The following is a 13,362-nucleotide window of genomic DNA, read 5'->3' on the forward strand; positions in this document are numbered from 1 at the left end:
CTCAGTCTCTCAATCTCTCAGGCTGCAGTTCTGGCACCCTGGCGGCGGTACAGCAGGTAGCCCATCAGGGTCGCTGCCATGGCGATGCCGATCGGGCCCATGGCCGAACCGGATCCAACCGGAAGGAGAATCAACCGAACCCAGCCGCGGTTGGCGTTCTGACCGGTGAACGACCGTATGCTAAGTGCGCCCGAGACCATCTGGATGGTTCGTTGACCACCCCCGGTGAACGTGTTCCCACCGGTAAGGGTGAAGGTCTCCGGTCCGCCAAGGGCGCCCGGAGCTTTGATGATGATCTTGCCCGTGGTCCACGGGAAGCCCTTGCTAGTTGCCGCGTTGAGGGGAGCGGCATTGAAGCCACCCTCCGGCGTCAGAGCCGGTCCAAAGTTGAAGACAGCCGGGGTGCCTGCAGCATTCAATAGGGCAGGGCCCGCTCCGGGAATCAAGGCGCCTATTGCTACTGCCGCGGGCGTTCCACCGGGGGTCAGCACGCTGGCTAGGGTAGCCGCGCGGCCGGGGCCCCCGACACCGGTCGGCAGCGCGTACAGGATCGCCGCTACACAACCTGCGGACGGGAAAGGCGCCGTCATTCCCGGATCATAAACCGTGTGGGTACACGGCGGGGGAACGCCAACGGCCGCGTAGATCGTCACTGCGGCGAGCGGAGATAGGCCGCTCGTGACCGCGTTGGGGCTCAGCGCGAACTGCGCGGGGCCACCGAACTTGCTGTTGAGCGAGTTCGAGTAAGTGATGCTCTGGCTCGTAAGAGCAGTGAACGTTGTCGTCGTGGCGCCGGTACGGGCACCCGTCGAGAATACGGCCGCCGCCGTGGGCCAGGTGTAGTTGAGGTTCGTCCCCACAGCATAAACTGCGGGGTTCGAAGCAAACACGCCGACCGTTTGCTGGGTAGCCACCCTCTTCATGGCAGCAGCCGGCACGGTGACTTTCTGCTGAAAGGCCATCGCAGTGGTTCCCACGACATTGACGGGTTGTGCCGTAATCAGCAGCGGGGGAAAAGCGGCACCAGTCTGCGCAACGGCAGCTTGAATCGGTAGAGCCAGCCCTTGGCCGACGTGGAGCTGAGCACCACCACCGATCAGTGAATAGTTTCTCGCTTGAGCGCTCCCGGCACACAAAATACCGAGCATCATCGCAGCAAACGCCACACGCTTGAGCATTAACATGAAATCTCCTTCTGAATCGAACTTGTAGATGCACCGTGAAGTCGGGCTCTAGCTCTTGAAGCTACCCTCGGTACAGCAAATTCCGTGCCCTATCTGCCATCCTGGAAAAGTATCAATAAATAATGTAAAAACAGTAGCTTAGGGCAGTACTGGCATTCACTTTCGGGCGTCCGGAGAAGTCTCCAGGAAACAAAATTCAGTAACTGGGAAAAAACTTACCCCTGACTTTGAGTCAGTATTTTGGCCTCACGACGGGTGCTTTTTGCATCAGGCTTCGGGTTCTTCGACCGGTCGAGAATCGGATTTCGCGGCCGCGGACTCGCGGAGCACTTCGGCGCGGCGGCTGGCCTCGGCGGCCTCCTCCGTGTTGCCCCGTTTGGCGTAGACCTGGCTCAGCAGCCCGTGCGCATCCGCGCCGCCGCCAAAGCGCACGGCGCGCTTCGCCCGCTCCAGGGTACGAGGGGTATCCACACCCTGCTGTAGGTCCAGGCGGACCTGAGTCATCGCTGCGTCAATCTCGAAGGGATGTTCCCCGAGCAGACGATCGAGTCGCTCGCGGGCCCCGTCCAACTCGCCCATGTCGATGAGCACGCGGACGGCCGCCATCGCGTGATCGGGATTGGACGAATCGATCGCGGCGGCTCGGTCGAAGTAGGCCAGCGCCTGCTCGGGATTGTCGGCCGCCTCGAGGCGTCCGAGGCCACTCAGCGCGTAGGCGTTTCTGGGCCCCAATTCCAGGGCTCGCAGATAAACTGCAAGTGTGGATTCCCTGGGCGCACCCGACATTTCGAGATCGAGTGCACGGATGTCCTCGAAGCTGCTGAACTCTGGTTGGCTGTCGAGTACCTTTTGGAGTCGGCTCGAAAAATCGCCTGGCGATCCGGCCGCGTGGGAGTAACGAACCAAATTGCGCAGGGCAGGAACAAATCGGGGATCCCCGTAGTCGACGCCCGGCGCGCGCGCCAGCATGCTGGCCGCCGCGGCGGGTCCGGCCCTCTCTTCTAGACCCTCGGCCGCGCGCGCCAGGCCCAAACCCGCCCAGGCTGGGTAACTTGCCTCGATATTCTCGAGTGTCTCGGCGATACCGGCCATATTGCCGCCCCTGCCTGAGAGGTACACCGAGAGGAGCATCGCATCGATATCGAGCGGCGCCTGTTCCACGCCGACGTAGAGCATCTGAATGGCTGCAGCCAGCCCGCCTCCTGCCAGCAAGAGCCTTGCTCCACGCGCGCGCGCGTCCGTCGCCCCGGGTGAGATTCGTACCGCATAGCGATAGTCCTCGAGGGCCCGCTCAAACTCTCCGACGTCCTCGGCCGCCCGCGCCGAGTAGTAACGGGCCCAGGTATTGTCGGGCCAGAGCTTCAGGGCTTCGCTGAACTCGCTGAGCGCGAGCCGGGCGTTGCCTCTCTCCTGGGCGACGCGCGCGCGAATGAGTCGCCGATGCGCTTCGACCGGAAGATCCTCCGCAACCTCGAGGGCGCGCTCGAGGCGATTGGCCAGGATCAGCGCGTCAGCACGTTCGAAGAGCAGTTCGGGGTAGGCCGCGTCCTGTTCGAGCGCGAGTTCGACCGCCCGCTCGAGCGCGTCCGCGGCGGCCTCATGCTCGCCCATACTCTTGCGTAGCTTGGCCAGATCGGACCAGGCGATAGCCACGAGTTCCACCGGCTCGGTTTGTGTCGCCTCGGTCAGCAGCGCTTCGGCCTCGGCCGCCTTCCCCGACAGGCGCAGACGATCGGCGAGCAAGTTTCGATACTCGCGAGAGTTCGGTTGATCAGCCAGCGCCGCGCGGACGATCGAGAGTGACCGTTCGTGTTCCCCCTGCCCGTCATAGAAGACGAGCGCGTTGGTCAAGACCTCCGCATCAGTGGGATAGCTCTCGAGGCAGCGCTCCCACGTCTTTCGCGTTTTGTCCAGATCCCCAGCGTGTTCTTCGAAGGCCGCGGTCGTCGAGCAGTGCCAGGCGAGAACGCGCACTGTACCCTTGAGCTCTTTCAGCATCTCGCCCGCTGCGGCGAGATCGGCGCTGGCTTCCTCGAAACGTCCCAGATCCAGTAGCGCCAGAATCCGAGGTTCGTAGGCCTCGATCGCATTCGGATCAATTTCTAGCAGTCGATTCGCGGTTTCGAGGGCCTTTGCGGGATCCTTCTTCCAGTACGCATACGCATTCGCACGCACCAGGAGCGCACGCTTGTTGTCGGGTTCAATTTCGAGAATGCGATCGGTCAGCGCCACCACTTCGTTGAAGTCCCGACTCGCCAGGGCGAAATGGGCGAGCTGTTGTCCCGCCAGGATCAACCAGTCGGGATGTTTCATCGCCTTGCGCAACGACCAACTCGCGATGTGTTGCTGCCTCGTCAGCATCAGCGCCCTGCCGTATAGAAAATTGGCTTCTGGATCATCCGGTCGGGTCTTGAGCAGGGCCCGGAGCGGCTGGATGGACCCCGCATGATCCCCCGCCAACTGTTGCGCACGGATTGCCGTCAGCGAGTCTTCCGCACGGTCTTCACCGCATCCCGCCAGGATACAGAGGCCGAACAACAAGCAGAGGATTTGAGAAAGGAGGCGGACAGCGGACGGCTGAATGGGGGGTCTATCACGATGCATCGCTGCAGGTTAGGCGACAACACACGACGATAACCAGGGGCATTGCGCTATATTCCTCCCGTGCCCAACCGACTGCTGGACCAGCGCTGGCCTTGGACTGCCATGGCAATTCTACTGCTGGTCTTTGTCATCGCAGTCATCGCACTGACACTCTTCGAGCATCGAGTTGGCGGTGATTGGGACAGTCGCCCGGTCGGAGACGCCGAGGACGTGGCCGCGTTGGCCAACCGGGACGACGTGAACGTCCTGTTTATCCTGATCGACACGATGCGCGCCGAACGGCTCGGCAGCTACGGATACGAACGAGACACCAGTCCAGTGATCGACCGCCTGGCTGCCTCGGGCATTCGCTTTGAGCGCCACCTTGCGCAGTCCACCTGGACCAAGACCTCGATGGCCTCGCTCTGGACGGGCCTGTTGCCTACGCACACGGGCATCAGCCGCTTCGACCACGTGATTCCCGAAGCCGCCAACATGGCCGTCGAGGTGTTTCGAAACGCGGGTTTTTTGACGGTCGGGCTCTACCGCAATGGCTGGGTCGCTCCGACCTTCGGCTTCGACCAGGGCTTCGCGATCTACCAAAGGCCCGGGCCCGCCCCAATGGCCCCGGGGATCCGGCGCGAGAATCCGACGGTGTCCGACAGAAGCACCGACGAAGGGATCTTCGAGGCTGCTGTCGAGTTCCTGCGCGTCAACGCCAACGAGCGATTCTTTCTCTATATCCACCTGATGGACCTTCACGAGTACATCTACGACGAACATTCCGCGCTCTTCGGCTCGAGCTACTCGGACGTCTACGACAACTCGATTCGCTGGACGGACGACTCGATCGGAATCATGCTCGAGCGCCTGGGCATGCTTGGCCTGCTCGACAAGACCGTGATCGCGATTGCCTCGGACCATGGCGAAGCCTTCCTCGAGCGCGGCTTCGAAGGCCATGCGCGCAGGGTCTTCCGCGAGACGACCGAGGTCCCGTTCTTGATCTCGCTGCCATTCCGATTGGAGCCTGGGGTCGAAGTAAAGACGCGCACAGCGAACGTCGACATCTGGCCCACGATCTTCGAACTCCTGGGACTCGAGTCGCCGACCGAGATCGACGGTCGCTCGCGCATGCCCGATATCGCAGCGGAACTGTCGGGAATCCCATTGGACGACAAGGTGCGTGTTTCAATTGCCGATCTCGACCAGAATTGGGCAAAGCGCGACAGCGAGCCGTTGCCCACCATCGCGGTGGTCGAGGGACCCTACCGCTACGTGCGAGTGGCGCACGAAGGTGAAGAAGAGGCCACCGAGGTGCTCTTCGATGCTCGGGAAGATCCCCTTGAACGAGTCGACCAATCAGAAGCAGAACCCGAAACGTTGGCGAGAATGCGAGCGGCGGCCGACGAATACCGGGCTCAGCAGCCCAGCTGGGGCGACTCGCCGACGCGCGAACTAGGAGAACTCGAACTCAACCTGCTGCGTGCGCTCGGTTACCAAGTCGAGTGATTGTGGCAGCCGGCACGGAGGGCCACCGCGTCAGAACGTGACGCTCAGCTTGCCCCCGTAGGTAAACGGGTCGCCCACGAAGTAAATCGAGGTCTGATTGAACGTGGTGCCGTCAAAGGCGAAAGTCTTGTAGGACTGGTTCGTCAAGTTGCGCGCCCAGCCGGCGATCTCGAAGCGGCCGCTCGTCGGTCGATACGTCAGCTGCGCATTGTGAATCCAGAAGGCCGGCTGAGCCACCGTGTTGTTGGGCAGAGATTGGATGTTGTCGACATTGGGGAGGCCCACGCCCTCGGTGGCATCGTAGAAGGTCTTGTCGGTCCAGGCGCCGTCGTAGCGGAGGCTGAGCGAACCCAACCGTCCGAGCTCGAGGGTCTGCTCCCCTGTAATGCTGACCTTGTACCTCGGGGCATTCGGCAGCTGATTGCCCGTGTTCTGAAGCTCGCGATTGACGATAACCTGCTGGCCCATTACGCCAATGATGTCCTGCTGAATCTGCACGAAGTCAAGAAACCGGCTCTCGAGCCAGCCAAAGCGAACGTTGAGGAAGGAGCCGTCCCAGGGTCGCGCGACAGCGTCGACCTCGACCCCATAGACCTCGACTGACTCCGCATTCACGATGACGAATTCGGGCTGGCCACCGACGAATTGCTGTGCGATAAAGAGTTGGTACCCGTCGTAGGTGTAATGAAAGAAGGACCCGCCGAGATTGAAACGACCGTCGAACCAACTTCCTTCGATGCCTGTCTCGAAGGAGTCGATCGTTTCCTCGTCCGCGACCGAGACGCCCTGCTCAGGCGAACTCGTGGCGTTATACGTTCCGGGCTTCCAGCCTCGCGTGTACTTCCAGAAGACGTGTGTGTCATCCCGGAAGCGGTATGTGAGACGAATCGTGCCTGTCGGTTTTTGCCACACGTCGTCTAGCATTTCGATGCGTGGTGAAGGGATCCCGGGTGAGTTCAGCACGTAGTCGAGCTTCTTTCGTTCCCAGTTGTATCGTACGCCGCCATCGAGGGTGAAAACGCTCCAGAAGTCAAAAGCGACTCGCGCGTGGGCCGCTGCACTCCAGACGTCCTGGACATAATCGCGCCGGCCAACCCCGAAAGCAGCGGCTTGTCCAAATTCGTTTACTACGGCGACGTCGAGTTCTTCGCGCAGGAACCAACTGCCCAGGTCCCAGCGAATCTGGCCCTCCGAGCCGATCACACCGTCGAGCTTGACGTCCTGGTAAATTTGCCAACCCTCGTCATCGGTAATGATCTGGAAGAGAGTCTCTGGGGAAAAATCGAGATCGAGATCGATTGTTCGGTCATAAGAGTCATAGCTGGTCACCGTCTTGAGGGTCATTCCCGTAGGCAACACGATCTCGCCCTTCAGGTAGGCGCCATAGGTGTCGTTCGTCGTTGAACCGGTCCGGTTGAAATCACCTTCCCAGGGCTTGGAGTCGAGCTTGCGCGCCAGCTCTTCGGCGAGCTGGATCTTCGCGTTGTTGTTCGAAACTTTGTCGACCGAAGTAGAGCATTTGCCGAACGGCTTGTCTGGATAGGCTCTATTACACGGGGCCAACTCTTCCAGCCGCCGCCGAATCTCGGGCGCCTGGTACCCTACACCGGCCAGCCCCTGCTTGGTGCCGAGAAGGCCCAAAATCTGCGTGCCCCCATCCTCAATCCTGCCGCAGTTTTCGACGTCGAGACAGTAGAAGCCGCTCGTCCCGATGGACTGCCCGAGGCGGCTCAATTCGTCGCGCCTGGATCCGTGCCCGTTCAAGAGCCAACTCATGTCCAGCGTCGGGCGGAAAAGCAGCGTACCGCGTGCGGCCCAGTTACTGATGTCGTTCACGCGATCGGCGAGGCCGACCGGGATGTCGGAGATCCGGGGTAATTGTGGAGGACCCTGGAATGCGACGGGCTCGCCGCAGATCGACCAGGGCGCGTCAGTATTTCGAAGCCCGAGCACAATCGTGGTCGCTCGTGTTGGTACCGGGACCCGGTCGGCGAAAGCTGGCGCATTGCCACAGCGATTTTTCATCGTGCCGTCCCGTTCAGTCACGCGAAACGCAACCCGGGCGGCGAGGATGTCCTCGAAGAGCGGTGCTTCGAAGGCGCCCTCGATGTCCATGTAGTCGAAGTTGCCCAGGTCGGCACGCAAGTAACCACCGACCTCGCCCGTGGGCCTGGCGGCATAAATCTTGATGGCACCCGCCGATGCGTTGCGGGCCAGACCGGTGCCCTGCGGGCCACGCAACACTGTCACGCCCTCGATGTCAAAGAGGGTTGAAAGCTGAAGCGCGGGTGCGTTTCGCGCGACGCCATCCTCGTAGATCGCAACGGCGCCGGTGGAGTTGGAATTGAAGTCGTTCAGGCCGACGCCGCGGATAAAGAATGTCGGCGTCGTTGCACCCGAAGTGACGATCTCGAGATTGGGTGTGAATGCGGCGACGTCCGATATGTCCTGCGCACCGAGTGCCGCGAGATCCTCGGCGCCGAAGCCGGTGACCGAGTCGGCGGTTTCGAAGTCGGCCGAGGTAACGGACGCTCCGGCACGCACCACGATCTCTTCGATTCCGGAGGGCGGCGGCTCGTTGGAGGGCGATTCCTGGGCGCCCGCCAAGCCGGCGGCGAAGCACGCAACCAGGCAGAACGCGACGGTGAGCACCCCGCGAAAGACCTCCACACAGTGGCCCGGTCGCCCGCTCCGCCCCTTCGCTCGCGGTCTGGGCCATACTTCCATCATGCGACTATACATCAGAGTGCTTATGGCCCCGAGTCAGAAACGGATCGCGCAGTTCTTTGCAAACCCACTTGCCAAAACATACCCGCGCGTCCTAGTGTGAATCCAGTGCCGCCCAAGCGAAAACAGGAATCTAGTCCTCGTCTGTTGCTCGCGCTGATTGCGCTCCAGTTTGCGACCCCCCTCGCTTCGTTGGCGGCTGACGCGAAGTCATTTACACCTCCGATTGCCGAAAACCGTTGGGTCATGTCCCTGGCGCTCACCTCAGGCCTGACCTTTCAGACACACGATGGCGCGGCAATCTCGACCATCACAGACACGATGACGCTCGTGTCGGGACCCCTACGAGATCCGTCGATGGGCGATGATTTCGCGGCGTCCCCCCTGATGGGTGGGGTGCTCGAGGTGATGACCCCTGCCCTGCCGATACCGCTGCGGCCACGTCTCTTTTTCAGCGGCGAGCTCCTGACGTTTTTCGCGCCCCGCCGCGCCGTCGCCTTCGAGGGGGATCCCAGCTGCTTGAAAGGACCCGAGGGCAAAGCAGTCTGCGCCAAAGATGAAGATGGCACTCGGGGCAGGGCCTTTGGCATAGGTGCGGCCAACGGTCTGGGGACGCAGGTCTCGGCGAGGGTTGATACGTTGGCCTTCGGCTTGACTTTGGGTGCTGCCTTTCCCTTTGAGTACCGCGAGCGCAATTTTCGCCTGAAGCCGAGCGTGGGTTGGCTCAGGTACAAGGTCGAGGGCTTCGGGGTTGTTGTCGCCGGCGACTGCGGAATGGCAGATATATGCACCGACTACCTTGAACTTAATCTTAGCCCGCCCCCCGTGACCGTGACCGTTCCCGGCTTCAATCGGGAAACGATCCTCCGGGCACAATCCGGGCATCACTTCAACGCCATCGGACCCGGACTCGACCTCGAGATGGACGCGGGACACTACGGCCCAGTCGGTGTCGCGCTCTTCATGGGCGCACGCGCTTATGCGGTTCTGGGCGACCGCAATTTTTCCTTCCGGGCGCAGAAGCCCTTCATCGACGCGGCCGGGAACGACGTCTCCACCGCAACCTACAATATCAAGGTTGATCCCTGGCTTTATCGGGCACATATTGGAATCCGCTTTCTTTACCTGGGAGGCGAGCGCTAGCACAGGAGCAGCGGGCAAGCGCAGGCAGTGATCCACAGACTGCTGAAACATTGGGGTATTCTTTGGCACCCGAGCGGGCTGCCGTTCGATTCATTGAGGAGTTCTGCATGAGGTGGTCAGCTTTGGGATGGTCGAAGCTCGTGATCGCGAGCGCAATCGGGGCCATCTGCACTCTCCCCGCTGGGTTCGCACACGCCGAGGCGGATGCGGCGGGGAATGGCGAGATGCCGGCGCAACAGCAGGCGCTTGGCGACATGTTCGACTCCCGCGCCGAGCACAACGAAGAGTCGGCTGGCGTGCAGAGTCAGATCGATGAAATCAGCGATGCGACGGATGATTACCTCGCGAAATACCGCACCGCGCTGAAGCAGATCGATTCGATCGGCGTCTACAACCGCCAGCTGCGTAATTTGATCGAGTCACAGGATGGCGAACTCGCTTCATTGCAAGACCAGCTCGACCGGGTCGAAGAAGTTGGCCGCAGCGTCACTCCGCTGATGCTGCGCATGATCGACGCATTAGAGGCCACGGTCGAACTCGACCTGCCCTTCCTGATGGAGGAACGCACGGAGCGGGTCACCGAGCTGCGCAAGGTAATGACCCGCGCTGCGGTCTCGACGTCCGAGAAGTATCGCTTGATCATGGAGGCCTATCAAACAGAGAACGAGTACGGCCGAACCATCGAGGCGTATCGCTCGTCGCTCGTGCACGAGGGCCGCGAAGTAAAGGTCAACTTCCTGCGCTTCGGCCGCATTGCCTTGATCTATCAGAGCCTGGACAGTCGCGAAGCGGGGGTCTGGAATCAGCAAACCAAATCCTGGGACCGCTTGGATGCGAGTTACCGCACGGCGATTCGCCAGGGACTGCGGATCGCGCGCAAGCAGGCCGCACCGGATCTGATCCGACTGCCATTACCGGTGCCCGTCGGGGGTGACAGCTGATGCGAACCCTGCTTACGACACTGCTACTTTTCTTCGTGCTGTGGCCAACCGCTGCATTGCTTGCGGAAGAGACCGCCTCACCACCGAAGGCCTCCAAACCCCAGCCCAGGTCGCTGGACGAGTTGCTCATCATGGTGAGCGAAGGCTACGAGACCGAACGCGAAATCAACCGGCGTCGCGTCGAAGAGTTCATCAAGAACCGTGACCATCAAGAGCGCCTGTTGGCCGATGCGATGGCCGTCATCTCTCGCGAAGAGGCCAAGAGTCAGATCCTCGAGGTCGAGTACAACGAGAACGAGTTGGCGATCGGAACCTCCCAAGCGCGCATGACCGAGCGCCTCGGTGAACTCGGCGAACTCTTTGGCGTAGTGCGACAGGTCGCGGCCGATCTCGGCGCGCAAACCTGGAATTCGCTCACCAGTTCCGACGGTGGATCCCAGCAGGAACTCCTCGACCGTCTCGGTCGCAGCACCGAGCTACCGACAACGGCCGATCTCGAGAAGCTCTGGCTGGAGCTGCAGCGGGAGATCACCAAGCAGGGCAAAGTCTCGCGCTACCGAACCACGGTGCTCACGATCGAGGGGACCCAGGAGGAGCGCGAGGTGATTCGCGCCGGGCCCTTCAGCGCAATTTCAAATGGCCGCTATCTACTTTGGGAACCCGAAGATCAGCTGCTGCGTGAACTGGGGCGACAGCCCCCTTCGAACCACCTCGACACTGCTGAAAGCTTCGCGAACGCGACAACCTATTTCGCGAAGTTTTCGGTCGATCCCTCGCGCGGCGGTCTCCTGCTCGCCTTGATCGATACACCGAGTAGGACCGAAAGGGTGCAGCAGGGCGGCGCGGTCGGCGCGGTCATCATCGTGCTCGGCGTTGTGGCGCTGATCGTAGGCGTCTGGCGATGGATCGTAATCGCGATCACGAGCAGCAAGATTTCGGCACAGCGGAACAGCGAAACGATCGACGTCAACAATCCGCTCGGTCGGATTCTCGAGGTGGCCGAGCGCAACGCGAATTTCGATACCGAGACCCTCGAATTGAAGCTCGACGAAGTGGTGCTGCGCGAGTCGTCGAAGCTCGAGAACTTTCTCTGGTTGGTGAAGACCGTCTCGGTCATCTCACCACTGCTCGGGCTCCTCGGAACCGTGACCGGGATGATCCAGACCTTCCAGGCGATCACGCTCTTCGGCGCGGGCGACCCCAAGATGATGGCCGGCGGTATTTCACAGGCCCTCGTGACCACGATGCTCGGCTTGATCGTGGCGATTCCGCTGGTGCTGCTCTCGGATACATTGGCGAACAGCGTCCGCAAGTTGATCGACATCCTGGATGAAAAGAGCGCGGGACTGATCGCGTTGCGCTCCGAGAAAGACAATGTGGGAGGTTGAAGCCTTCGCGGTAGTTCGGGGTTTCATCGAACAGGGCGGCGACGTCTTGTTGGTGATCGCCTTTGTCACCGCGGTGATGTGGACGCTGATCCTCGAGCGCATGTGGTATTTCCGCACGGGTTTTCGACACGACTTCGCGCAAGCCCAGGCGCTCTGGGATGCACGCACCGATCATAGTTCCTGGAACTCGAGGCAGATCCGCAGGGTGATCGTCTCCGATGTCAGGGTGGAGCTGTTTTGGGGCATGGGCATGATTGGGACCCTTGTTGCCCTGTGTCCGATGCTCGGACTGCTGGGAACAGTGACCGGAATGATCGAGGTCTTCGATGTGATGGCCGCCGGCGGCGGCAATACCCGGGGCATGGCGGCCGGCGTCTCCAAAGCGACGCTGCCGACGATGGCCGGCATGGTGGCCGCAATCTCAGGCATGCTTTTTCACGTGCAGCTCGAGCGCTTCGCCGAATCTGCAGCGAATCGCGTATCCGACAATCTCGAGATGTTCCCGGAGCAAAGCTCATGAGACGTAGAAGAGCGCGGGCGAAGACGGATAGCGAGGTGAACCTGACGCCGATGCTCGACGTCGTGTTCATCATGCTGATCTTCTTCATTGTCACGGCGTCGTTCGTAAAGGAGTCGGGAATCGACATCACTCGACCAAGCGCCTCCACGGCCGTGCGAAAGGAACGTGGCAATATCCTGATCGCCATCACGGCGAACGATCAGATCTGGATGAATCGCCGGCAGATCGATCCGCGTGCGCTGCGCGCGAACATCGAGCGGATGCATGCGGAAAATCCGCAGGGTGCTGTGATCATCCAGGCGGATGTGGCGGCCAAGACCGGCTTGTTGGTCAAAGTGCTGGATGCCGCCCGTGCTGCGGGAGTGAAGAGCATCTCCCTCGCCGCCGACATTGTGAAGTGAATGGCGATCCGACTCCCCGTCGCAATCCTGCTCGCCTGTGTCGTGACCTTTGGACTCTTCTGGGGCATGCAGGCGCTGGTCAGTGTGAGCGGGGAGCTGAAAGAAGGGACGACGTCGCCCAGTCTCGAGTTCGTGCGGCTGAAGCGAGACAGCAAGCCCATCGAAAAAAAGCGTGAACCGCCCAAGCGCGAGAAGCCGAAGCAGCAGCCTCCGCCTCCCGAGATCGACCTCGCGAAGAATATCAATCCGAGTAGCGCGGTCGGCGCAATCATCCCGATGCTCGACACCGCAGCCGAGCTCGGCAAGGCATCGAGCCTGGGCACCGGCGGCAACGACCGCGACGTCGTTCCCCTGGTCCGCGTCGACCCTCAATACCCGCCCCGGGCAAAGCAGCGAGGGATCGAGGGATACGTGGACATCGAGTTCACCATTGGTCCGGCCGGAACCGTCAAGGACCCGAAGATCATTGGAGCCTATCCTCAGGGTGTATTTGAGCAGAACGCGCTGCGTGCCGTGCGTCGTTGGCGCTACAACGCAATGATGGTGGACGGAGAACCGGTGGCTCGCCACGGAGTCCAGGTGAGAATCCGATTCGAACTGTAAGGGCACTGAATCATGCACACCCTCAAACAGAAACTTCAGCGGCTTTGGTTCGCAATGCTGCTCGCGCTTGTGGGGACGAACTCGGCACTTGCGGCCGAAGTTGGAACCGAGACTTCGGCACCCGCTGTCGCTGCGGTTCCGGCAATTGATCTCGATGCACTCAACAAAGACCGGAAGCAGAAGGCGGGTCTCTACCCGATCTCTCCCCGGGTCTCGCGCTACCTGGCCGCAGCGGCCGCCGCCGTCGACGATGAAGATCCCGCAGGGGCAAAACAGCTGCTTCTGAAGCTCCACCAAAACCGGCTCAATCTCTATGAGCGGGCGCTCGTGTTCCGGATGCTCGCCCACGTTGCTTCTGGCGCG

11 protein-coding genes are annotated in these 13,362 nt (G+C 61.3%); 8 read left to right on the forward strand and 3 right to left on the reverse strand.

Features of this window, described 5'->3' with window-relative positions:
• Positions 1-17 precede the first annotated feature (17 nt).
• On the reverse strand, positions 18-1,178 hold the full coding sequence (locus IH881_13950; GenBank protein ID MCH7868794.1) for a hypothetical protein: 1,161 nt from the start codon (positions 1,176-1,178) through the stop codon (positions 18-20).
• 273 nt (positions 1,179-1,451) lie between these two features.
• Entirely contained in the window at positions 1,452-3,725 is a 2,274-nt protein-coding gene (locus tag IH881_13955) for a tetratricopeptide repeat protein (GenBank protein MCH7868795.1), read from the reverse strand.
• 165 nt (positions 3,726-3,890) lie between these two features.
• Between IH881_13955 and IH881_13960 the strand changes: the two genes are divergently transcribed.
• A complete protein-coding gene (locus IH881_13960; protein ID MCH7868796.1) occupies positions 3,891-5,276 on the forward strand; it encodes a sulfatase in 1,386 nt (461 codons plus the stop codon).
• 30 nt (positions 5,277-5,306) lie between these two features.
• Here the strand turns inward: IH881_13960 and IH881_13965 are convergent, their stop codons facing one another.
• Complete coding sequence (locus tag IH881_13965) at positions 5,307-7,928, reverse strand: TonB-dependent receptor (protein ID MCH7868797.1); 2,622 nt, start codon at positions 7,926-7,928, stop codon at positions 5,307-5,309.
• Positions 7,929-8,111: 183 nt separating this feature from the next.
• Here IH881_13965 and IH881_13970 point away from each other — a divergent pair, with 183 nt between their 5' ends.
• From IH881_13970 to IH881_14000, 7 genes are all read left to right on the forward strand, one after another.
• Entirely contained in the window at positions 8,112-9,146 is a 1,035-nt protein-coding gene (locus IH881_13970; protein MCH7868798.1) for a hypothetical protein, read from the forward strand.
• A gap of 107 nt (positions 9,147-9,253) precedes the next feature.
• Entirely contained in the window at positions 9,254-10,087 is an 834-nt protein-coding gene (locus IH881_13975; protein ID MCH7868799.1) for a DUF3450 domain-containing protein, read from the forward strand.
• Entirely contained in the window at positions 10,087-11,475 is a 1,389-nt protein-coding gene (locus IH881_13980) for a MotA/TolQ/ExbB proton channel family protein (GenBank protein ID MCH7868800.1), read from the forward strand. The genes IH881_13975 and IH881_13980 overlap by 1 nt, the downstream gene beginning before the upstream one ends.
• Positions 11,462-11,995, forward strand: coding sequence for a MotA/TolQ/ExbB proton channel family protein (locus tag IH881_13985; GenBank protein MCH7868801.1), 534 nt, complete (start codon positions 11,462-11,464; stop codon positions 11,993-11,995). Before IH881_13980 ends, IH881_13985 begins: the two co-directional genes overlap by 14 nt.
• Positions 11,992-12,396 carry a biopolymer transporter ExbD gene (locus IH881_13990; GenBank protein MCH7868802.1) on the forward strand — a complete coding sequence of 135 codons (405 nt, stop codon included), beginning with the start codon at positions 11,992-11,994 and terminating at the stop codon, positions 12,394-12,396. The genes IH881_13985 and IH881_13990 overlap by 4 nt, the downstream gene beginning before the upstream one ends.
• The gene (locus IH881_13995) at positions 12,397-12,999 is read left to right on the forward strand and encodes a TonB family protein (GenBank protein ID MCH7868803.1); all 603 of its coding nucleotides are present in this window, start codon (positions 12,397-12,399) and stop codon (positions 12,997-12,999) included.
• A gap of 12 nt (positions 13,000-13,011) precedes the next feature.
• A partial coding sequence (locus tag IH881_14000) for a hypothetical protein (protein MCH7868804.1) occupies positions 13,012-13,362 on the forward strand: 351 nt, incomplete at its 3' end.

The sequence above is a fragment of the Myxococcales bacterium genome, from assembly GCA_022563535.1.
Classification (GTDB): Bacteria; Myxococcota_A; UBA9160; order UBA9160; family UBA4427; genus DUBZ01.

Coding starts and splice junctions, on each gene's coding strand:
- IH881_13950 (MCH7868794.1), bottom strand. CDS start 1,178: ATGCTCAAGCGTGTGGCGTTTGCTGCGATGATGCTCGGTATTTTGTGT.
- IH881_13960 (MCH7868796.1), top strand. CDS start 3,891: ATGGCAATTCTACTGCTGGTCTTTGTCATCGCAGTCATCGCACTGACA.
- IH881_13975 (MCH7868799.1), top strand. CDS start 9,254: ATGAGGTGGTCAGCTTTGGGATGGTCGAAGCTCGTGATCGCGAGCGCA.
- IH881_13980 (MCH7868800.1), top strand. CDS start 10,087: ATGCGAACCCTGCTTACGACACTGCTACTTTTCTTCGTGCTGTGGCCA.
- IH881_13985 (MCH7868801.1), top strand. CDS start 11,462: ATGTGGGAGGTTGAAGCCTTCGCGGTAGTTCGGGGTTTCATCGAACAG.
- IH881_13990 (MCH7868802.1), top strand. CDS start 11,992: ATGAGACGTAGAAGAGCGCGGGCGAAGACGGATAGCGAGGTGAACCTG.
- IH881_13995 (MCH7868803.1), top strand. CDS start 12,397: ATGGCGATCCGACTCCCCGTCGCAATCCTGCTCGCCTGTGTCGTGACC.